The 21,703-nt window shown below is 31.2% G+C and carries 19 protein-coding genes; 12 read left to right on the top strand and 7 right to left on the bottom strand.

Translation table 11 applies throughout. The features are described 5' to 3' along the window. Window positions 1-260 precede the first annotated feature (260 nt). The 6 genes from O3884_RS05590 to O3884_RS05565 all read left to right on the top strand — a co-directional run bounded on the left by O3884_RS05590 (window position 261) and on the right by O3884_RS05565 (window position 7,548). On the top strand, window positions 261-1,364 hold the full coding sequence (locus tag O3884_RS05590) for a BMP family lipoprotein (RefSeq protein ID WP_371452295.1): 1,104 nt from the start codon (window positions 261-263) through the stop codon (window positions 1,362-1,364). A gap of 450 nt (window positions 1,365-1,814) precedes the next feature. Beyond that, the gene (locus tag O3884_RS05585) at window positions 1,815-2,921 is read left to right on the top strand and encodes a BMP family lipoprotein (RefSeq protein ID WP_371452293.1); all 1,107 of its coding nucleotides are present in this window, start codon (window positions 1,815-1,817) and stop codon (window positions 2,919-2,921) included. A gap of 298 nt (window positions 2,922-3,219) precedes the next feature. Next, the gene (locus O3884_RS05580) at window positions 3,220-4,731 is read left to right on the top strand and encodes an ABC transporter ATP-binding protein (RefSeq protein ID WP_371452292.1); all 1,512 of its coding nucleotides are present in this window, start codon (window positions 3,220-3,222) and stop codon (window positions 4,729-4,731) included. Window positions 4,732-4,743: 12 nt separating this feature from the next. After that, window positions 4,744-5,808, top strand: coding sequence for an ABC transporter permease (locus O3884_RS05575; RefSeq protein WP_060914648.1), 1,065 nt, complete (start codon window positions 4,744-4,746; stop codon window positions 5,806-5,808). Further along, on the top strand, window positions 5,809-6,729 hold the full coding sequence (locus tag O3884_RS05570) for an ABC transporter permease (protein ID WP_299324669.1): 921 nt from the start codon (window positions 5,809-5,811) through the stop codon (window positions 6,727-6,729). It begins immediately after the preceding gene. Between the two features lie 99 nt (window positions 6,730-6,828). Beyond that, window positions 6,829-7,548, top strand: a complete 720-nt coding sequence (locus O3884_RS05565) for a hypothetical protein (RefSeq protein ID WP_371452291.1) — start codon at window positions 6,829-6,831, stop codon at window positions 7,546-7,548. 131 nt (window positions 7,549-7,679) lie between these two features. On the opposite strand, the gene O3884_RS05560 is transcribed toward O3884_RS05565, so the two are convergent. From O3884_RS05560 to O3884_RS05550, 3 genes are all read right to left on the bottom strand, one after another. Then, window positions 7,680-8,516 (bottom strand): hypothetical protein, encoded by an 837-nt coding sequence (locus O3884_RS05560; RefSeq protein ID WP_371452289.1) that lies wholly within the window; start codon window positions 8,514-8,516, stop codon window positions 7,680-7,682. 182 nt (window positions 8,517-8,698) lie between these two features. Further along, window positions 8,699-9,643, bottom strand: coding sequence for a hypothetical protein (locus O3884_RS05555; RefSeq protein WP_371452287.1), 945 nt, complete (start codon window positions 9,641-9,643; stop codon window positions 8,699-8,701). A 135-nt stretch (window positions 9,644-9,778) separates the two neighbouring features. Continuing rightward, complete coding sequence (locus O3884_RS05550) at window positions 9,779-10,645, bottom strand: hypothetical protein (RefSeq protein WP_371452285.1); 867 nt, start codon at window positions 10,643-10,645, stop codon at window positions 9,779-9,781. 590 nt (window positions 10,646-11,235) lie between these two features. Between O3884_RS05550 and O3884_RS05545 the strand changes: the two genes are divergently transcribed. Next, window positions 11,236-11,340: a putative holin-like toxin gene (locus O3884_RS05545; protein WP_081450717.1), complete on the top strand. Its 105-nt coding sequence runs from the start codon at window positions 11,236-11,238 to the stop codon at window positions 11,338-11,340. A 318-nt stretch (window positions 11,341-11,658) separates the two neighbouring features. On the opposite strand, the gene O3884_RS05540 is transcribed toward O3884_RS05545, so the two are convergent. Continuing rightward, window positions 11,659-12,129 carry a GNAT family N-acetyltransferase gene (locus O3884_RS05540; protein WP_371452283.1) on the bottom strand — a complete coding sequence of 157 codons (471 nt, stop codon included), beginning with the start codon at window positions 12,127-12,129 and terminating at the stop codon, window positions 11,659-11,661. Window positions 12,130-12,406: 277 nt separating this feature from the next. Further along, a complete protein-coding gene (gene guaA, locus O3884_RS05535; protein WP_060914642.1) occupies window positions 12,407-13,951 on the bottom strand; it encodes a glutamine-hydrolyzing GMP synthase in 1,545 nt (514 codons plus the stop codon). Window positions 13,952-14,254: 303 nt separating this feature from the next. On the opposite strand from guaA, the gene O3884_RS05530 reads away from it, so the two are divergent. Further along, window positions 14,255-15,271 (top strand): lactonase family protein, encoded by a 1,017-nt coding sequence (locus O3884_RS05530; protein WP_371452280.1) that lies wholly within the window; start codon window positions 14,255-14,257, stop codon window positions 15,269-15,271. 135 nt (window positions 15,272-15,406) lie between these two features. Further along, window positions 15,407-15,571, top strand: a complete 165-nt coding sequence (locus O3884_RS05525; RefSeq protein ID WP_371452279.1) for a hypothetical protein — start codon at window positions 15,407-15,409, stop codon at window positions 15,569-15,571. 52 nt (window positions 15,572-15,623) lie between these two features. On the opposite strand, the gene O3884_RS05520 is transcribed toward O3884_RS05525, so the two are convergent. Further along, the gene (locus O3884_RS05520; protein WP_371452277.1) at window positions 15,624-15,911 is read right to left on the bottom strand and encodes a YutD-like domain-containing protein; all 288 of its coding nucleotides are present in this window, start codon (window positions 15,909-15,911) and stop codon (window positions 15,624-15,626) included. A 2-nt stretch (window positions 15,912-15,913) separates the two neighbouring features. Beyond that, window positions 15,914-17,113, bottom strand: coding sequence for a D-alanyl-D-alanine carboxypeptidase family protein (locus O3884_RS05515; protein ID WP_371452275.1), 1,200 nt, complete (start codon window positions 17,111-17,113; stop codon window positions 15,914-15,916). 405 nt (window positions 17,114-17,518) lie between these two features. Between O3884_RS05515 and O3884_RS05510 the strand changes: the two genes are divergently transcribed. From O3884_RS05510 to O3884_RS05500, 3 genes are all read left to right on the top strand, one after another. Further along, window positions 17,519-18,664 carry a BaiN/RdsA family NAD(P)/FAD-dependent oxidoreductase gene (locus O3884_RS05510; protein ID WP_371452273.1) on the top strand — a complete coding sequence of 382 codons (1,146 nt, stop codon included), beginning with the start codon at window positions 17,519-17,521 and terminating at the stop codon, window positions 18,662-18,664. A 189-nt stretch (window positions 18,665-18,853) separates the two neighbouring features. After that, window positions 18,854-19,894 carry an ABC transporter substrate-binding protein gene (locus O3884_RS05505; protein WP_294683642.1) on the top strand — a complete coding sequence of 347 codons (1,041 nt, stop codon included), beginning with the start codon at window positions 18,854-18,856 and terminating at the stop codon, window positions 19,892-19,894. Window positions 19,895-20,104: 210 nt separating this feature from the next. Continuing rightward, a complete protein-coding gene (locus tag O3884_RS05500; protein WP_371452271.1) occupies window positions 20,105-21,703 on the top strand; it encodes an ABC transporter permease in 1,599 nt (532 codons plus the stop codon).

Genomic DNA, 21,703 nt, shown 5'->3' with positions numbered 1-21,703 from the left:
TAGTGGGTGGGAACGTTACTGTATTTTTTAAAAAAGCGATAATATTTTTATGTAGAATAAAAAAATGTGTACAAACATAGACGAAAACAGTATAACTTTTTAAATCTTAAAATATAAAGGAAGATAACACTTTCAAATAAATCCGAACGTTAACTAGAATTGAATTATGGAGCTATATACCGATTTGACTTTGTCATTAAATATATGATATTATCTTTTTTTAAAAACAATTTTTAATCGTAAGGAGATTAATATTTAATATGAGAAAATTATTTTTATTTGTAGCGATAGTATTATCTGCTATTTTAGTTGTTACAGGATGTTCGTCTAAATCGTCAAAAGACAATTCAACTAATAAGTCTAACTTAAAAGTTGTTGTCGTAACTGATGAAGGTGGAGCAAAAGATAAGAGCTTTAACCAAAGTAATGCAGAGGCGTTAACTTCATGGGTAGAAAAAAATGGAGGTAAAGCATTAACTCCGGTTGAAACAAAAAATCATTCAGATTTAGCAGCTAATATGCAAAGTGCTTCTAAAGCAGCTGATGTAGTTTCATTAGCAGGTTTTTATTTTGAAAAAGAATTACCAAAAATGGCAGATGCCTTCCCAGATAAAAAATATATTTTTATCGATGGAGTAGTAGAAAAAGCAAACGTAGCTTCTGTTACTTTTGCAGAACAAGAAGCAGGATATTTAGCAGGGCATGCAGCAGCATTACAATCTAAAACTGGTAAAGTTGGATTTATCGGTGGAGCAAAAATTCCTACAGTAGCAAGATTTGGAATTGGATTTGTACAAGGTGCAAAAGCAGCAAATAAAGATATTAAAGTAGTGTATAACTACAGCGGATCATTTAGTGATACAAATAAAGGTAAAACAATAGCAGCAACTATGTATGATACAGGGGCTGATGTAATCTTCGTAGCAGCAGGTGGAACTGGTAATGGAGCTATTAAAGAAGCGCAAGAAAGAGCTACACAAGACCTAAAAGAAAGCGGAGAAATCAAACACTGGATCGTAGGTGTTGATAAAGACCAATATACTGATGGAATCTTTAAAGCTAAGGACAAAGATGGAAAAGATGTTGAAAAATCAGTTGTTGTAGCATCAGTTATTAAACGTGTAGACGTTGCAGTGAAAAATGTGTTAGACAGTATCAAAGAAGGTAAATTCGAAGGTGGAAAAGAGCATATCTTCACTATTAAAGAAGATGGTATTGAATTAACTTTAGAAAATCCTAACTTAAATGATGAAACTAAATCAAAAATCAAAAATAAAATTTCAGAGCTAAAAGCTGGTAAAGAGACAGTTGTGGCTGAAGCTGATAAATTAAGTGATAAAAATAATATTGACGGTGAGTTGTAATATTATTTAGTGTTAGAATCTCTATAGAACCTAAAGTTTTATAGAGATTTTTTTATTTATCTACAATCATTAGTGTGTAATAATTGTTTATTATAAGTGTAGGTTATTTAAAAGTTCGTAATTTTTTAATTTATAGATAATCCTGTTTTAGTAGTATTATTTTGTTTTATTTAATTAATGTGTAATAATACGTTTCATATAAAAATTCGTATTAAATTGTAAACGTTATTAATGTTTTGAAAATGCTTTATAATTTCAAAATAATTATATGGAAATGAAGCAGAATAGATATGATATAAGCTGTGAATGTTGTTTTCATAGCTTTTTATAATTGTAAAACGAACATTATAAAAAAATGTTAACATTTCAAAAATAAATCGTTGAAGTTTCAAAGATAATGTGGTATTATTTAGATATAAACAATATACAAATAAAGGAGACTTTTTATTTATGAAAAAGGTATTTTCGTTAATAGCAGTTGTTTTATCAGCAGCATTAATTATTGTTGGATGTTCTTCTAAATCATCTAACGGAAATTCATCTTCTAACAACTCTGGATTAAAAATCGGTGTTGTAACTGACGAAGGTGGAGCAAAAGATAAAAGTTTTAACCAAAGTAACGTTGAAACTGTAAAAGCTTGGGCTGAAAAAAATGGTGGAAAAGCACTTAACCCAATCGAAACTAAAAACCAAAGTGACATTGCAGCTAACTTACAAAATGCAGCAAAAGCTTCTGACGTAATTTCATTAGCTGGTTTCTACTTTGAAAAAGAATTACCAAAAGTTGCAGATTCATTTGCAGATAAAAAATTCATTTTCATCGATGGTGTAGTTCAAAACAAAAACGTTGCTTCTGTAACATTCTCAGAACACGAAGCTGGATACTTAGCTGGATATGCAGCAGCTTTACAATCAAAAACTGGTAAAGTTGGATACATTGGTGGAGCTAAAATTCCTGCAGTAGTTAAATTTGGTGTTGGATTCGTTCAAGGTGCTAAAGCAGCTAAAAAAGACATCAAAGTTGTTTACAACTACAGTGGTTCATTCAACGACACTAACAAAGGTAAAACTTTAGCAGCAACTATGTACGATGCTGGTGCTGACGTAATCTTCGTAGCAGCTGGTGGTACTGGAAGTGGATCTATTAAAGAAGCTCAAGAAAGAGCAACTAAAGATCTTAAAGAAAGCGGAGAAGTTAAACACTGGATCGTTGGTGTAGATAAAGACCAATATTCTGAAGGTGTATTCAAAGCTAAAGATAAAGATGGAAAAGATGTTGAAAAATCAGTTATCTTAACTTCAGCTGTTAAACGTATCGACGTAGCAGTTGCTAACATCTTAGACGCTATCAAAGCTAACAAATTTGAAGGTGGAACAGCTAAAGTCTTCACTATTAAAGAAGATGGTGTTGGACTTCCAGCAGAAAACCCTAACTTAAGCGATGATATCAAAGGTAAAATTAAAACAGTTGTTGAAGATCTTAAAGCTGGAAAAGCAACAGTTGCAGCAGATGCAGCTGGTGTAGCTGATAAAGCTAATATCGACGGAGAACTTTAATTTTAAAAAGTTTATAGTAAAAAGGCCTAGCATTTGCTAGGTCTTTTTTTATGATAATTATTATTAAATTTCTTAAATAGTATTAAAAAATTTATATTGTATTGATGATTATTTAAGTTAGAAAAATCGTATTATATTATAAAATGTTAAAACGAATACAGTATAGATTTTAATTAATTTACTGTGTAGTAAATTAATATTTAATATAAATAAAAAAATACTTTAAAAAGCTATACTACTTTGTCAAAATATATTATAATATATAGTATGTAAGAATATATAAAAGAGAGGTAAAGATATGTACGCTATAGAAATGCTAAACATAACTAAAAAGTTTGGCGACTTCTACGCAAATAAAGATATCACTATTCAAGTAAAGAACAATGAAATTCATGCCTTACTTGGTGAAAATGGTGCTGGAAAATCTACGTTGATGTCGGTTCTTTTTGGTATGTACCATCAAGAAGCCGGTGTTATTAAGTTGAATGGTACGGAAGTTGATATTAAAGATCCTAAGCATGCGAATAAATTAGGGATTGGTATGGTACACCAACACTTCAAACTTATTAAAAACTTCACTGTTGCTGAAAATATTATTTTAGGTATGGAAGAAGTAAAAGGTGGAAAAATTGATTTAGATAGAGCAGCTGAAAAGATTACAGAACTATCTAGAAAATATGGTTTAGAAGTTGATCCTAGAGCATTAGTTGGGGATATTAGTGTCGGGATGCAACAAAGGGTAGAAATCCTAAAAATGTTATATAGAGATGCAAACATCTTAATTTTTGACGAACCTACGGCAGTTTTAACTCCTGCTGAAATTAAAGAATTCTTAGCTATTCTTAAAAATCTTCAAGCAGAAGGAAAAACTATTTTATTAATTACTCACAAACTTAACGAAATTATGGCTGTTGCGAATCGTTGTAGTATTATTCGCCGTGGCGAGTACTTTGGAACTGTTGAAATAGCAGAAACTACAAAAGAACAACTTGCTAGTCTTATGATTGGTAAAGATCTAGAAATAATTAAATATGAGCGTTCAAGAGAAGGTAAGAAAAATATACTTGAAGTTTCAGGGGTATATGCAGATACTGCTGAGAAAAAAGATATCCTTCACGATTTCAACTTAAATGTACGTGAACGTGAAATTCTAGGTATCGCAGGGGTTGATGGAAATGGTCAACAACAATTTGTGGAAGTACTAAATGCTTTACTTAAAGAAACAAAAGGTAAAATTATTTTCGACGGAAAAGAAATCAATTCATTATCTACTGCAAAACGTAAAGAACTTGGACTTGAGATTATTGCAGAAGATAGACACAAAGATGGTCTTGTACTGGACTTTAGTGTTGAAGAAAACTCAGTTTTAGAAAATTATTACACAGAAAAATTCTCTAACCGTGGATTCTTGAAGAAAAATGTTATTTCTAAATTTGCAAAAGAAATCTGTGAAAAATACGATGTTCGTAAAGCAGGTGATGAGAAAATTTCGGCTCGTAGTATGAGTGGTGGTAACCAACAAAAACTTATTATCGGGCGTGCATTAGAATTACATCCGAAATTATTAGTAACAACACAACCTACTCGTGGACTTGATGTTGGAGCTATTAATGGTATTCACAAAATGCTAATCGACTACCGTGATAAAGGTAATGGTGTACTTTTAATTTCATTTGACTTAGATGAAATCTTAACATTATCTGATAGAATTGCAGTTATTCACAATGGTAACATTATTGATATCGTTGATAATGACGAAAATGTAACAAAAGAACAACTTGGTCTGCTTATGGCAGGGGTTAAGAAGTAGAGAGGAGAACGTATGTTAAAAAAAGTTTTAACTAATGCGGTGCTACCGATATTAGCTTCATTTATTATTGGGGCGATTCTTATTTCAGCGATAGGGGCAGCACCAGGAGATGTGTTTGGAGTAGTTGGAGATATTTTCTCAGACTCAAACAGTATAGCTGAAATTTTCGTATCAACAATTCCACTTATTTGTACTGGATTATCTGTTGCATTTGCATTTAGAACAGGTTTATTCAACATTGGTGCAGAAGGTCAATTCATTATGGGTGGACTTTTCGCTGGACTTGTTGCGATTAAAATGGAAGGTATGAACTTCTATTTAGTATTAATTACTAGTATTTTAGTTGGGATTGTAGTAGGTGGTCTTTGGGCTGCTATTGCAGGTTACTTAAAAGCTAGATTCAATATCAGTGAAGTAGTTGTAACAATCATGTTAAACTACACAGCTTTGTATTTCGTACAATTTGCTGTACCTAAATATATTAAAGGGACTAACGATATCATTTCTAAACCTATCGTTTCAGCTGATGGAACAGGGTATTTACAAAATAGTTTAGTAGAAGGTATTTTCAACAACTACCGTTTAGGAACAGATTTATTCTTAGCTATTTTTAGTGTTATTATTTTCTATATCGTAATGGAAAAAACAGTTTTCGGTTATGAATTACGTTCTGTAGGATTTAACCCGAATGCATCAAAATTCGTAGGTATGAAAGTTAACAGAAACACTGTATTATCTATGGCTATTTCAGGAGCTTTCGCCGGTCTAGGTGGAGCACTTTACAACATGGGACCTGTAGGACAAGTAGTTGCAGGTTCAACATTCCAAGGATTTGGATACATGGGAATCGCGGTTGCTTTAATCGGAGCTAACACTGCGTTAGGATCATTATTAGGAGCATTATTATTCGGATTCCTAGGAGTACTAACTCCACAATTATCATTCATCGGTATTCCAAAAGATATCGCGAATATTTTAATCGGATTAATCGTATTATTCGTTGCAGCTAAAGCTATCTTTGATAACAAGTTGCTTGATAAATTATTTAGTAGTAAGAAACAGAAAGGAGACAAATAGATGGATACAGTATTATCACTATTAGACTCAATGTTACAATATACTGCACCTATTCTTATAGCTGCCATCGGTGGTTTCTATTCAGAAAAAAGTGGGGTTGTTAACATTGCCCTTGACGGTTTCGTAATCTTCGGATCATTCGTCGCATCACTATTAGCATTATCAGTGTTCGATGGATCTCCAACATTATTCCAATTAGTAATTTGTTTAGTTGTTGCAACACTTGCTGGTGGTTTAATGTCATTAATCCACGCATATATCAGTATTAACTTAAAAGCTGACCAAGTTATCTCAGGTACGGCGATTAACTTAATTACACCAGCTATAGCGTTATTCTTAGTTAACCACTTTAATGGTACATATGAATTATTATTAGCAAGTGGTTTCCCAAGATATACAGTATTTGGTAAATTTACTATTTACCCAACAGTATTTATAGCTGTAATTCTAGTAATTGTAACATATTATGTAATTTACAAACGTCCATTCGGATTACGTTTACGTTCTGTAGGGGAAAACCCACAGGCGAGTGATTCACTTGGATTAAACGTATTTAAATACCGTTACATTGGGGTATTTATCTCAGGATGTTTAGCAGGATTAGCTGGAGCTATCATTGCAACTACATTCTCTCAAGGATTCAACGCAGCAATCACAGTATACGGATTCGGATACTTAGCATTAGCAGCATTAATCTTTGGTAAATATAACCCAATTACAATCACGTTAGCTTCGTTATTCTTCGGAGGAACTAAAGTATTCGCTGAGAAAGTTTCTATCTTAGCACCAGACCTACCAATTCCGGTATCATTCTGGAACATGTTCCCATTCGTAGCTACAATTATTGCACTTATCGTATTTTCTAAGAAAACTGCTACTCCAGAAGCACTTGGTATTCCATACGATAAAGGTTTAAGATAATATATACAGTAGTCTTTGAAATCTATAAGTTTCAGGGACTACTTTTTTTATCACTAAAATATGGTATAATATAGATAAATAAAAAAAGGAGATGAGTATATGAATAAAAAGTTATTAATGTTACTTGCGGCAGGTGCCCTAGCTATAACAGGATGTGCAGGGAAAGAGGCTTCAAAAACTTCAGATCAAAAAAATAACCCAGAGCAAAAAGAAAATAAAAAAGAAAATACAGAGAATAAAGAAACAGCTTCAAAGGAAAAAGCAGAAGTTAAACATGATTTAGCAGCTGCAGAGAAATTAGCTCACTTAGTAGCTATTTCTGGAAATGATTTATCAAAATTAAATGAACAAACAAACTTATTAGCGTGGATTACTCAAGATAAATCTACAAAATTTAATTCACCAGAAGGAGTACCATTAGCGAAAGTTTCGGTACAAGATTTCGTAGATGTAGTTAATGAATTTTCTGATAAAACATACTCTAAAGAAGAAGCATTAGAGTTACTACAAAGTCCAGCTTTCAGTGAGATTGAAGGTAAGTCTTCTGCTGCGACTACATTCCCTAAAGATAGCGAGATAAACTACTACAAAGAAGATAATACACTTGTATTCGTATCTGTTGAAAGAGGACACAATTATCCACAGGTATTAGATAAAAAAGAAAACTGGAAAACAGAAGGGGATAGCATAAAGATTGATGTACTAGATGCTATGACGAAAACAAAAATTTCAACAATAACATTAAAACTTAATAATAAAAATTATACAGGTGGACACAGTAAGTCTAAATATTATGTTGCTGATGTTCAAACTGCATAGAAACAAACACCTCAATCTAAATTTGATTGAGGTGTTATTGTATTATTTAACTTTAATAGTTGCTCTATCAGGTCTTCCATCTGTTGAGAAGAAACCAGAAGCAGCTCCAGGTCCTAAGTAGACATTTGAGCTTATTTTTTTAGCATTGGTGAAGATTCGCTCTTACTAGGTACTCCATCAGGGAAGACGTAGATTGTCTGAGCTCCACCAAAGGGGACGTTACCTTCAGGATCATGTTTAAATGAATAAATTATGGCAGGTTGAGATGGTGTTCCTAAATTGCTAGAATCAACATCCATAGATAACGACCATATTTTATCCCATTTTTGTGGTACGTCTACGCTAAAATATTCATTTTCGTAGTGTGTCGCATTCGATTTTCCTGATTTTTCTTCACTATTTTTTACTGAATTCTCTTTATTTGTTTTACTATCTTTCGATTTGGCTTTTAGTTCATTTATATGTTCTTCGTATTTTTTTACAAGTTTTTCTATTTCGGCTTGCTTGTTTTGTGCTTGTTGCTCTGTTTCAAAAGTAATATCTTTTTCTTTATCTATTGTTTTAGTTAATTCATCTAATTTTGTCTTATTATCTGAAATTACTTTCTCATCGGATACAGTACTGATATCTGATAGAGTGTTTGTTTTAATAGTGCTATCATAATCGTTTTGGAAGTAAGTACGCATTGTAGTTATGCTGTTTTTATATTCATCTTGAACTTTTGAATCTTTGTAAGAATTTAAATTGTATTTTGATTGTTCGTCAAGAGTGTCTTTTAATAAGTTTAATCGTTCATTTCTATCATTTCCGTCATTGAATTTTTTTATGACTTCATGTATAGCAGTTAATTTTTCTGCTGAAACAACTTCTGCCTGTTTCTTTTGATAGAAATTATATCCGAAGAAACAAATAACTACTGCAATGATTACTGAAACAATTGATATTATAGTTTTATTATTTCTGTTCATAAAATTCTCCTTGTATTCTTCTACATAAATAATTATAGAATAATATCAAGGCTACGTCAATAATAGTCAGTAGAGAAAGGTTAACTTATTAATAAAAGCCATCTTAAGATTAATTATAATTGATAATAAGGAAACTATATAAAAGAACACCTCAATCACTGATTTGATTGAGGTATTTTATCTTATTTAGCACGTATTTTAGCCATTTCTTCCCTATAGTATGTTTCATTTTTTTCGTTAAAGAAACCACTACTAGCGCCGGCTCCTACATAGATATTAGAACCAAATTTTGTCCATTCTTTAACTGAGTTTGCCTTGCTTGGTAATCCATTAGGATAAACATGTACGGTTTGTCCACCGCCACCGAACATAGGATTATCACCAGAACGACCAAACATATATGTTATAGCTGGTTGAGAAGGCGTTCCAAGATTTTTTGTGTCTATAGTTTTACTAATAGACCATTTCCCAGACCATTTAGCAGGTACATCGACGATAAAGTACTCATTCTCATAATGAGTAGAAGTCATAGTTACAGCCTTTTCTCCAATATTATCTGATGAGCCATTTCTTTTTTCTTCTGTTTTTGTCTCTTTCTCTTTTTTACCTAATGCAGTTATACGTTCTTCATATTGTTTTATAAGTTTTTCCACTTCAGATTTCTTTTCTTGAGCCTGTTCTTCAGTTTCAAAAGTAACGTCTTTTTCTTTTTCTATAACTTTTGTTAAATCATCTAATTTTGCTTTCTTATCAGAAAATTTACTTTCGTCAGAAGTGTTATTAAGATCTGAGATATTGTTTTCTTTTATAGTATTGTCATAATCTCTATGGAAATAATCTCTCATGATATTTATACTATTTTTAAATTCATCTTTAACCTTTGGGTCTTTATAAGAATTTAGATTGTATTTTGATTGTTCGTCTAGAGTGTCTTTTAGTAGGTTAAATTTATTATTTCTATCATTTTCATCATTAAATTGTTTTGTTAGTTCATGTAGTGCTGTTAATTTCTCTGCTGAAACAACTTCAGCCTGTTTTTTTTGATAAAGATTATATCCGAAAAAACAAATAACAAGAGCAGCGATTATCGAAACAATTGATATTATAGTTTTGTTCTTTTTATTCATAAAATTCTCCTTTTATTATCTTACATAAATAATTATAGAATAATAGTATGATTACGTCAATGAGAGGTGGTGGATAAACTAGAAACCTCAGAACATCTCTAATCATAAAATGTTCCAAGGTTTTATATATTATTATTAATTTACAGTGATATAAAAATTATCATCAAATACATGGACTGTATATCCTACGAAAGCCCCGCTGGCCCAAGCGTAATCAAACTCAGCAGTTTTTCTTGTTCCATCTCTCATCTCCAAATAAATTGTGATAGGGTCATCGGGATTTGCTTGGTGAAGAGAGTTAAAATTAGTTGTTATTTTTTCAACATTTTTATATGAGTTTCTAACAGTAGTTAACATCTCTGCATCGCCACCTCTTCTTATCCATTCTTGTTGGAGACTTGTTACATTATCAGGTATTGTAGCTCCCATAGTATTTTTTCTAGACGCTTTAACAGGTTTAGTTTCTACGCTAGTATTTTGTTTTTCAGTTTCTACGTTTTTCTGAGAACTAGAGTTGCTTTCACTCAGTTTCACTTTTAAAGCACTATGTTTGAATTTATACTTATCAAGTATTGAATTGATATCGTCAGATTTAGCATCTTTGATTTCTTTTTGAGCTTTTTCGTAGTTAGTAATATCTTCTTTTAACCATTCAATTGCTTTATCGAAAGAATTATCAGTAGTAAGAGAATCTACTTTATCTAGGGATTTCTTAGCAGCATCTACATCTTTGTTATCTAGACTTACATCAGTATTTTTTAATTCTTTAGCGATTTTAATTTCAGTTTTAATGTTTTTGAATGCTTCTTGACCTTTCTCGTTGTCAAGAGTTTCTAATCCAGCAAGTCCCCCTTTAAAATCATGACTATCATTTATAAGAGCTAGGTATTTAGTATGTTCTTCTTTTATAGAATTATTAGAACCGAAGAAGTAATAAATCCCACTAGCAATAACTATTAAAGCTATAAGACTAGATACTATAGCTATAAGTTTTTTGTACATATAATATGTATCTCCTTTTTATTTTTATTGTAATAAGTAACTAGGAAATCAAAACGATTTAGTGATACTCCATTTAATTATATGTCTTAGAAATTTCTTTGTAAATACTTTTTATAAAAGATATAGATTATTTTTATCATTATTATAACTATAAAATAACCCCCATCAAAAAATAATTGGTGGGGGTTTTGGAGACACTTTGGAGACAATCCAAAGTGTTTTAACTTGTTTTTAATCTATATAATATTTCTTAAAATCAGTTATAGCAAGGTTTCTTGACTTTTAAAAGTTACTCCCATTCGATAGGGGAAGAATCTATCCTGAGTAGTTGATATCATAGGGAGTATCGACTTTGTTTTTTATATTGGCAGGGGAAATGGCAGGGTATAAAAAGTATAATTATTTAGTAAAAAGTGCTGATATATTAGTATTTATAAATAGTTGATTATGATAGTTTAATTTGATATAATCGAAACTGGAGAGAGAAGTTAGGGGGCATTAGTTCCCGATAAAGATGGTGGCTACTTCAAATTGAAAGGGGATGGTGCTATGCTCGCATACACTGAAATCTTGATGAAAGGAGTAGCAAGTTGTCAGCTTACGAAATTGTACAGACGATTATTGGAATAAATCTATTGATTGTTTCAGTAGTTAGTGCATGTATTGTAGCGTTAAAAAAAGACAATAAAAAATAACCATCTTTACACTTTGGCTTGGGGTAAGATAGTTATTTAATACTAAAATATTCGAGTCACCGTCTTTAAAACGGCTCTTTCTTTTTTATATCTATATTTTAGCATATATAAGGTAAGAAATCAAAGATTTTAATAAAAAGACCCCACCGAAAATTATTTCTAGGGAAAATGGAAGGGTATAAATTTGTATTTATCCTGTATTTGGTTCTTAAAAGTAAACTATATCAAGTTTCTTGGTGAATATACTACTTTTATTTTTACTCATCGAGCTTTTAGATACTAAAATATTTTTTTTATAAATAAAACATTATTGAAGTATTATTCCCCTAAATATTTAATATATATTTGACATGGATTCCATTCGTCCCATAAGGTAGGGAAACATTCTAATTCTTTATAACCCATTGCGATATAGAATTCATTAGTAATATCATATTCTTTGTAGTGTCCCATTTTTACAGTTTTCACCTGCGAGTAAGAATATCCAAGAGTTTTTGCCATATTTTCAAATTCTGTATTTAGTTTTGTTCCAATTCCCATTCTATGAAATTGTTTCTTTATACCCATTACAAAAATATCTGCAGTATCCTTACTTGTTGCGTTTAATACGATAAAACCTGCAACTTCATTATCCGCATAGCAAGCCAAAAATGGTTTATCTTGTGAATCTTTAATATACTCTTCTGTACTTTCAGGTAGACCAAACCATTCAGGGAGGTCGTAAAGGACCTCTTTAGATATTATTTCTTTTTCTTTCTTGTCTATTATTTCTTTAATTATTAAATCCATATTATTTTCCTCTTAAAATTATAATTCCATTTAATTATAACACAGCTAATAAGTATCATACAAGTAGTGACAAGAAATTGAAATGTTGCTATTTTAATTAAATTTGTTGTTGAATGTATTATTCTGCATTACCTATTTTCATATTTATATTTTAGTGTAGATAAGGTAAGAAATCAAAGATTTTAACAAAAAGACCCCACCAAAAATTATTGGTGGGGTTTAGTTTATATATAATTTCTAAAAGTCAGTTATATTAAGGGTTTTTAGTCCTTTAAGGCTATTCCCATTCTATCGTTGCCGGAGGCTTACTTGTAATATCGTAGACTACGCGGTTAACGTGAGCAACTTCGTTTACGATACGAGCTGAGATCTCTTCAAGTACTTCAAATGGAATGTGAGCCCAGCTTGCTGTCATACCATCGATACTTGTTACGGCACGAACTGCAACTGTGTAGTCATATGTACGAACATCTCCCATAACTCCTACTGAGCGAATATCTGGAAGACATGTGAAGTATTGCCAGATTTCTCCTTCTAATCCGCGTTTAGCGATAACATCACGTAAGATGAAGTCACTGTCACGAACGATTTGAAGTTTTTCTTCTGTTACTTCTCCAAGAACACGGATACCAAGTCCTGGTCCTGGGAATGGTTGACGCCAAACGATTTCGTGAGGAAGACCAAGAGCTTCACCTAATGCACGAACCTCATCTTTGAATAGAGTGTTAAGTGGCTCGATTAGAGAGAAACGCATATCTTCTGGTAATCCACCTACGTTGTGGTGAGATTTGATTGTTTGTGCATTCTTAGTTCCTGATTCAATAACGTCAGTGTAAAGAGTACCTTGAGCTAAGAATGGAACATCGTGAAGTTTAGCACATTCTTCATCAAATACATAAACGAATTCATTACCGATAATTTTACGTTTTTGTTCTGGATCACTTACACCTTTAAGTTTCCCAAGGAATCTATCTTTAGCGTCGACTTTGATTAGATTCATGTTGAATCCACCTTCGATTTCTTTACTGAATGTGTTCATTACAGCTTCAGCTTCACCTTTACGAAGTAAACCGTGGTCGATAAACATACAGATTAGTTGATCTCCGATTGCTTTGTCTAGTAGGGCTGCTACAACTGATGAATCTACACCACCAGATAGTGCACAAAGAACTTTTTGATCTCCAACTTCTGCACGAATTTCTTCAATTTTTTCATCGATGAAGTTTTGGATAGTCCAGTTTTCAGTACATTTACATACATTACGGATGAAGTTTTTAATTAAGTCATACCCGTATTCTGAGTGACGTACTTCTGGGTGGAATTGGAAGCAGTAGAAATCTTTTTCTACGTTTTCAGCAGCAGCGATTGGGCAGTTATCACTTGTCGCTACAACTTTGAATCCTTCAGCAAGTTCAACAACTTTATCAGAGTGACTCATTAATACTTGTTGGGTTGCAGGAGTACCTTCGAATAATTTAGCTCCTGGAGTTACGTCAACATTGTGAGCTCCGTATTCTCTACTAGTCGCAGATTCTACTTTTCCTCCTAGTTTGTGTTGCATAAGTTGCATTCCGTAACAAATTCCTAATACAGGAATACCTAGGTTGAAAATCTCATCATCAATTGTAAGAGAGTTTTCTTCATATACTGAGTTAGGTCCACCTGAAAGGATAATTCCTTTAGGGTTCATTTTTTTGATTTCTTCAATAGAAATTTCATTGTCGTGTAGTTCAGAATATACACCAAGCTCACGTACACGGCGAGTGATAAGTTGGTTATATTGACTACCGAAGTCTAGAACTAATATAAATTCGTGTTTCACGGTTTTCCTCCTAAAATATACTTTTATTAATATAAACTATTATATCAAGAAGTTGAAGATATGTAAAATCTTAAATGTTAGAATTTTTGTGAATTTTTCTGATGAAATATTGATTTTTTAACGAAAAAACAGTTAAAAACGAATTTTAACTTTGTGAAAGGGATAGAAAATTCGTAAAATGAGATTTTAACTTTTCAAAAAAAACGATAATTTTGATTTATACGAATTATAGGCGAGAGAAAATTTTATAAAATTTTTTTGGAAAATGTTATAATAAGTTTATAGAAAGTAGGAGGAAAAATAATGGTAAGAGCATATATTGGAACATACACAAAACAAGATAGTGAAGGAATATACTTAGTTGAGCTATCTGAAGAAGGGAAAGTACTAGAAGTTAGAAATGTAGCTAAGGTTGATAATCCAACGTATTTAGCATTGTCAAATGATAATAAATATTTATATAGTGTATCAAGAGTAGATGGAAAAGGTGCTGTTACAAGCTTTGAAGTTCAAGAAAATGGTGATTTGAAGGAATTAACATCGATTGCCCAAGAAGGAAATCCTCCTTGTTACGTAGAGTTAAACTCGGATAAAAACACTTTATTATCAGCGAACTATCATTTAGGTACGATTGATAGTTATTCTGTTGAAAATGGTGAGCTTGTAAAACTCTTATCAACAGATCATCACGAAGGAAGTGGAGTACACGTGAGACAAGAGAAACCTCATGTGCACTTTTCAGGATTTACCCCAAGTGAAAAATATGTTTTTTCATGTGATTTAGGAACAGATGAGATTACATCGTATAAGCTTAACGAAGGAGTTTTAGAAAAAGTAGCTACTTTCAAAGCTAAAGATGGAAGCGGGGTTCGCCATATAGTATTTAGTAGTGATGAAAAACAAGCTTTTGTCATGACTGAACTTACTAGTGAAGTAATTGCTTTTGATTATGATAGAGAGGGGAATTTAACAAATCCAACATATTATCCTACATTGCCTGAAGATTTTTCATTAGAAAATAAAGGTAGTGCGATAAAAATTTCAAACGATAATAGATTTATCTATGTTTCTAATAGAGGGCAAGATGCTGTAGTTGTTTTTGAAAACACAGAATCAGGTTTAAAACAACTTCAAACTATTAGTACTGAAGGGCAAGGTCCTAGAGATTTTGACCTATCAAAAGATAATACTTTAGCAATTGCGACAAATGAAAATAGTGGAACGATTACTGTGTACACTGTTAATAAGAAAACAGGAGAGCTAACTGTTGTTGCTTCTGAGGTAGTTGTACCTGAGGCAGTTTGTGCTAAGTTTATATAAAGTAAAAAATTATCTTATAAATAAAATAATGTGATGATATTAAGAAAAAGTTATATTGACATGGAAAATAAAAGGTGATATACTTTGGTCGTAAAGATATATTTAAAAATAAATATTATTAGAAAGGAGACTATTATGGCTTTTAACATATTTGATTTATTTAGTGATGCTCCAGAAGTAGACAAATATCATCAACAAAGAATGGATGAGCAAGGCATGAGTATTGATGAATATTGTAATACTTATGGTTATAATGTTGATGAAATATTAGAAGAAAAATCTTGGGAAGACGAAGACTAAGTGATATAAAAAACAGTTTAGTGTTTTAACTAAACTGTTTTTTTTTTTTTTTTTATGAATTTCGTTTTTTAACTACGAAGAATGGTGCTCCGAAATTACAATATTCTAGTATGTAATCTTCAAGGTTGTTTATGTTTTTAGGATTGTTGTTATCCTTTGTTAAAATGAATCCAGTAAGTCGTAGTTTTTCGTGAGAAATATCTCCTACGATATATGGTTTATTTTTTAACACATCTACTAGTTTTTCTTCAAATGTTTCTTTTTGAAAGGCATCTTTGAAGTTGTAAATAAGCTCATAAATTGTACCATCAACTTCGAAAACCAAATTGTTTTGCTCCATATTTAATCCTTTCTAACAACTTGTCGCATAACGTATAGTGCTGCGAAAACAAGTGTGTATATTGCAAGTATACCCGTAGCGAAGTATTTCGTACGATCTATTACAATAGTAGTTTTTTCGTAATTATCTTTCTTATCAAAGTTATCATCATTGATGAAGTTCGATTTGATTTTTGCTAGGTTTCCTGTATTATCGTTAGAAGTGAAGTCAGAGAATACAGTTCCTTCATTTGCAGAAATTGTTTCGTATTTTTGGAATAAAAGTATTTTTTTATTCATAAGAAGGTATGTTACATCTTTAATTGAATGTTTTTCATAGAATAAGTCGTAAATATCTTCGTTAAAAGTAATACGTTCATTGTTTATAGTATATGTTCCAGCTTTAAGAGCTAGTTTATAGCTATAGTTTGAGAATAGGTAATCGTAAGTTTTTTGAAGTTTATCAAAATAAGTAGCTTTATCATCGCTTTGGTTTAATACTGTGATAATTAATTTAGTATTCCCACTGTACGCGTAAGTTACACTATTTTTGTCTGAGTAATCTAAACCTAAAACTCTAAACTTATCTGATTCTTTAAACTCAACGCTATTGTTAATTTTTTCTCCAGATGCTAAAGTATGTTCTGGATTTTTTGTGATTTCTGTAATCTCAGGATAATTTTTAAGAATCAAACTAGTAAGGTAAGAGATATTCTTTGCGGTACTAGTATTATTCCCATTGTTATCTAGTGATTCTAGTTTTGTGTCATGTAGTGACATGGCAGCTAATGTTTCTTTAGCTTTATCAAGAGTTATGTTAAAGTGAGCGAATATTGCTTGGTTAAGACTATTAGAATTTTCATTTTCTAATAGGAAGATTGCATCTTTAACTGTAATTGACGATTCAATTTTGTATTTAGAAAGAATGTCGTCGCTACTATTAATATTAATTTTTTCATCTAATGTTATTTTTTTATTTTTTAAATTGTCAGTAAGTAGGTAAAGTGCAAGATAGTTTGGTAATTTACCTACAGATACTTTTTCATTTTCTCCACGTTTAGAAATGATTTTCCCCGTGTTTAATTCCGAAACTACAAGATGAGCATTAACATCGCTTAAATTTGTTACTGCGTTGTTATCTAGAAAGTTATCATCAGCTTTCGAGAAGTTTGGAACTAAAAATACAAGAAGTAAAATCAAAATACCAATTTTTTTCAATCTCATTATTTAAAATCCTTTATTTTAAAATTGTTTAAATCATGGGAGTAACTCAAAAATCGCGATTTCTTAAGAAACAAGATTTTGTCGAGTCCCCTTGCACAGTTTATTAGCTATCTATAGAGCTTTTACAAAGCGAACTTGGTTATCAATAAACCAATGCGTCTATATGTTCTAATATGAACTTTGCTAAATTTTAGGACTTTTGGGACAGTCCCATCTTTAAACACATACCTTTTAGTATATTACAAAATAGCGAAAAATTCCAATAAGAAGAAAGGAAAATTTTAGAATTTTTATTATAAGCATGTAGTGTAAAATTATGTTTAACATAGAAAAATTTGAAAGTATTAGATTCCATGTTATAATTAGATGATATTTGATTAAATTAAGAGAAAGTTGAGATTTAAGATGAAATACGATGTGATTGTGATAGGTCTTGGTAGTGCAGGGCTTATGATAGCGGATAGGCTTAATGATAGTGGTTTAAAAGTATTAGTTCTTGAACAAAATAGACGTGCAGGAATAAAACTGCTTTTAACAGGAAATGGACGTTGTAATGTTATGAGTAGTGACAATGCTGAAGATTTTGTCGCGGCAGTACATAACGGTAGATTTTTAAGAAGTGCTTATCATAAATATAATGTTAAGAAATTTTTTGATAAACATAATTTGAAATTAAAACAAGAAAACAGAAGATTATATCCAGCGAGTGAAAAATCTAGAGATGTAGTTAATGCGTTCAAAATAGACCATGCGAAGATTAATTATAAAGAGAAAGTAGAAGACTTAGTATTCGAAGATGATAAACTAGTTGGTGTAAAAACAAATGTTGATACGTATTATGGAAAGAATATCGTAGTCTGCGCTGGAGGGAAAACATACCCTCAGAGTGGAAGTGATGGTTCATTACATAAAATTCTGAAAAAACATGGTGTGAAGATTACTAAAATATATCCTAGTGAAGTAGCTTTAGTTTTTGAAGACTTTAGAGAATTATCTGGGGTTGCTCTGCAAAATGTAAGAATGTTCCATAAGAAAAACGAGAGAAGTGGAGATCTTCTATTCACGCATAAAGGGTTGAGTGGACCATTATCAATTTCTATGGGAGAATTTGTGGCTCGTTATCCAGAAGATAAATTTTATCTAGACTTTTATCCTGACCTTAATGAGGAAGAACTTTTTGCTAAACTATGGGAGGATAATAAATTCTTACAAGGAAAATTACCGAAAAGTTTTTATAACTTCATGATCGAAAAACATTTCCCAGAAAATGTTAGTAAGAAAGAGTTAAGAAAATTTGTAACGAAAATCAAACGTTATGAATTAGTTGATGTTAAGACGATGCCATTAGAATATGCCTTTACTACAGCAGGTGGAGTAGATCTTAAAGTAGTAAGTCCGAAGACATGTAGCCATAAAAAAATAGAGAATTTATACTTTGCAGGAGAAATTTTAGATTTACATGGAGAAATCGGTGGTTACAATCTTATGGTTGCCTGGTTTACAGGGATGATAGTGGCAGATGCAATTAAAGAGAAGTATGGAATAGAATAAAAATTTTTATTATTCTTATTATGTAAATATTGTGAAAATAGTTATATAACACTTAAAATAATAATAAGGATATTTACATAAAAATATTAAAATAATAAAAGTTATGTACTCTTGCACAGGTTGAAAGTATCTTTATTTCTTAGTATAATTTTTGTATAAACTTATAGTTGAAGAAAGGATACAATAAATATGAAAAGAATATTAAAAGTATTAACTATTATTTTATCAATTTCTCTAATTTTATTAGGTTGCGGTCAAAAACAAGCGACTGAAAGTAAAAAAGAAACTAGCAAAATTGATTTCGGTGGTAAAACAATGAATGTTGTGGCAACTTCTGAAAAATATAAAAAGCTATTTGATAAGTTTGCAGCTGAAACAAATAGTAAAGTTGAGTTTTTATCAATGTCTAGTGGAGAAGTAATTTCAAGAACTAAAGCAGAAGGTAAGCCGATGGCAGATCTTTGGTTTGGTGGAGGAATTGATGCTTTCATGGCTGCTAAAAAAGATGGCCTTTTAGAGCAATATGAAGCTAAGGGTTCTGACAAAATCAAAGAAGGATTCAAAGATACAGAAAATTACTGGTTATCAAAAGGTATTACTGTAGTTGGTTTCTTAGTTAATGAAAATGTCTTAAAAGAAAAAGGATTAGAGGTTCCTAAAAAATGGTCTGATTTAACTGATCCGAAATACAAAGGGACAATTATTATGAGTAATCCAGCAATATCAGGAACTAATTTCGGTGCTGTAGCAGGTATTTTAGGACAAAAAGGTACTGAAAAAGGATGGGAATACTGGACAGCATTTAACAAAAATGTTGATTTTTATAGTAAACGTGGTAAAGATCCACAAGAAAAAACAGTTGCTGGTGAATTTGGAATAGGTATTATTCCTGTTGATAAATCTGCCTTTGATGCAGCTAAAAAACACAACTTAAAAGTTGTTTATCCTGAAGATGGTATTCCTTGGATTCCTGAAGGTGTAGCAATATTTAAAAATTCTCAAGCTACTGATATAGCAAAAGCATTTGAAGACTTTATTTTAAAACCTGAAAATCAACAATTAATCGCTGAACTTGATGGTAAAGATGGAGCACAAATGGTAATTGACGGTTCTAAAGGAGCCGATTTAGGATTACCAAAAGACAAACTTCTTAAAGAAGATTTAGCTTCATTTGGTAATGAACGTAGCGCTATTCTTAAAAAATGGAAAGAATTAGTGGGAGATAAATAGAATGGATTGGGTTTGGCCCAAAAGATTTAAATTTAAAAAAGTGTGCATTATAACTCATAGACACGGTGGTTTATTGATATCTAAATTCTTTTTATGAAAGCTTTTTAGATATCTAATAAACCGTGTGGGGGTGACTCGACAAAATCTTGTTTCTTAAGAAATCGTGATTTTTGAGTCACTCCCAATTTTTATAATATTAAAGGAGATAGTATGTTAAAAAAAATAAACTTATTTGACAGTATTGTCATAGGACTTATTATTATTTCTTTTATACTTTTTGTATTATATCCGTTTGTTGCTGTCTTTAATTATGGGTACAAAGGTGAGTTGTTTTCGGAACTAATAACTAATATTACTAGTTATTCTCATTTATTACTAAATACTGTAAAAGTTGCTACAGCAACTACTGTAGTTACCGTCTTTATATCGGTGGCTGTTTCACTTTATTATTTTATTGGAACATCGAAATTCAAGAAGATAATAGTTCTTATATTTATGATTTCTATGATATCACCACCTTTTGTGACTTCATTATCATATATAAATTTATTTGGAAGACGCGGCTTAATAACTTACAATCTTCTGAAATTAAATTATGATCCCTATGGTTTTTTCGGGATTGTCAGTATGCAGAGTGTGACGCATATTTCTATAAATGTACTACTTTTAGTTGGATTTCTAAAAGGAATTGATAGAGGTGTGATTAACTCAGCTAGGTCTTTAGGTGCAAATACTAATAGAATAATACTAGATATTCTTCTTCCGCTCATGAGACCTGTTATTAAAGTAGTTATTCTATTGACGTTCTTAAGAAGTATGGCTGATTTTGCAACACCGGCTATAATAGGAGGTAAGTATAATGTTCTTGCCACTGAAGGTTATTTATCATTCATAGCTGAAGGAAATATTAGTAAAGCAGTAGTAATGAATTTAATTATTCTAATACCGTCGCTTCTTATATTTTTGATATTCTTTAAGAGTTTTAGAAATACTACACTAGGTAGTAAAAATGTTGGTGTATTAGAGGCTAATATTAAGAAATCTGGTATTATTTACTATATATCTTTAATAGTTACTGTAGTTATTGTTTTGATGTTAGCTAGTTTATATAGTGCGATAATTATTTCGGCATTTTCAACTATGGAATATGGAAAATTAATATTTACACTGCAGAATTTTATAGATGCTAACGATTATATAACTGATGTATTTGTAAGAAGTGTGATTTATTCGCTTATTGCTGGATTGATTTCCTCAGTAGTAGGTCATGTTCTTCAATATTATATTTACATAAGAAATGTCAAAGTCTTAAAAATGATTGATTTTGTAGCGACATTACCGTATATACTACCTGGTACATTCTTTGGATTAGGTTACGTATTAGCCTTTAATTCATATCCTTTGAAATTAACAGGAACAGCATTAATAGTAATATTAAACTTAGTGTTTAAGCAGATGCCGTTTGCTACAAAAATAGGTTATAGCTCTATAAGTCAAGTATCTGAAGATCAGTTAAAATCAGTGAGGGACTTAGGAGGAAGTAGGTTCAATGAGATTAAGGATGTTGTATTTCCTATGAGTTATGAAGGTTTTTATATAAGCTTTATTAATGGTTTTACGGCGACGATGACAACAATTGGGTCTATTATTTTCTTAATATATCCTAGTCAAAAAGTAGCGACTATTGTTATGTTTGATGTGATAGAAAGTGGTAAGTATGATATAGGTTCGGTTATTGCATTTTACATAATTATGATATGCCTAGTGATAAATATATCGTATTACTTGATAGTAAATAGAAGGAGATAG

The sequence above is a fragment of the Gemella sp. 20925_1_85 genome, assembly GCF_041433735.1.
Lineage (GTDB): Bacteria > Bacillota > Bacilli > Staphylococcales > Gemellaceae > Gemella.
The sequence above is the reverse complement of the archived record's forward strand: the minus strand, read 5'-3'. Positions and strand labels throughout refer to the sequence as shown.

Coding starts and splice junctions, on each gene's coding strand:
- O3884_RS05520 (WP_371452277.1), bottom strand. CDS start 15,911: ATGGAGCAAAACAATTTGGTTTTCGAAGTTGATGGTACAATTTATGAG.
- O3884_RS05515 (WP_371452275.1), bottom strand. CDS start 17,113: ATGAGATTGAAAAAAATTGGTATTTTGATTTTACTTCTTGTATTTTTA.
- O3884_RS05560 (WP_371452289.1), bottom strand. CDS start 8,516: ATGAACAGAAATAATAAAACTATAATATCAATTGTTTCAGTAATCATT.
- O3884_RS05550 (WP_371452285.1), bottom strand. CDS start 10,645: ATGTACAAAAAACTTATAGCTATAGTATCTAGTCTTATAGCTTTAATA.
- O3884_RS05510 (WP_371452273.1), top strand. CDS start 17,519: ATGAAATACGATGTGATTGTGATAGGTCTTGGTAGTGCAGGGCTTATG.
- O3884_RS05505 (WP_294683642.1), top strand. CDS start 18,854: ATGAAAAGAATATTAAAAGTATTAACTATTATTTTATCAATTTCTCTA.
- O3884_RS05525 (WP_371452279.1), top strand. CDS start 15,407: ATGGCTTTTAACATATTTGATTTATTTAGTGATGCTCCAGAAGTAGAC.
- O3884_RS05565 (WP_371452291.1), top strand. CDS start 6,829: ATGAATAAAAAGTTATTAATGTTACTTGCGGCAGGTGCCCTAGCTATA.
- O3884_RS05530 (WP_371452280.1), top strand. CDS start 14,255: ATGGTAAGAGCATATATTGGAACATACACAAAACAAGATAGTGAAGGA.
- O3884_RS05590 (WP_371452295.1), top strand. CDS start 261: ATGAGAAAATTATTTTTATTTGTAGCGATAGTATTATCTGCTATTTTA.
- O3884_RS05575 (WP_060914648.1), top strand. CDS start 4,744: ATGTTAAAAAAAGTTTTAACTAATGCGGTGCTACCGATATTAGCTTCA.
- O3884_RS05555 (WP_371452287.1), bottom strand. CDS start 9,643: ATGAATAAAAAGAACAAAACTATAATATCAATTGTTTCGATAATCGCT.
- O3884_RS05585 (WP_371452293.1), top strand. CDS start 1,815: ATGAAAAAGGTATTTTCGTTAATAGCAGTTGTTTTATCAGCAGCATTA.
- O3884_RS05540 (WP_371452283.1), bottom strand. CDS start 12,129: ATGGATTTAATAATTAAAGAAATAATAGACAAGAAAGAAAAAGAAATA.
- O3884_RS05500 (WP_371452271.1), top strand. CDS start 20,105: ATGTTAAAAAAAATAAACTTATTTGACAGTATTGTCATAGGACTTATT.
- O3884_RS05570 (WP_299324669.1), top strand. CDS start 5,809: ATGGATACAGTATTATCACTATTAGACTCAATGTTACAATATACTGCA.
- O3884_RS05580 (WP_371452292.1), top strand. CDS start 3,220: ATGTACGCTATAGAAATGCTAAACATAACTAAAAAGTTTGGCGACTTC.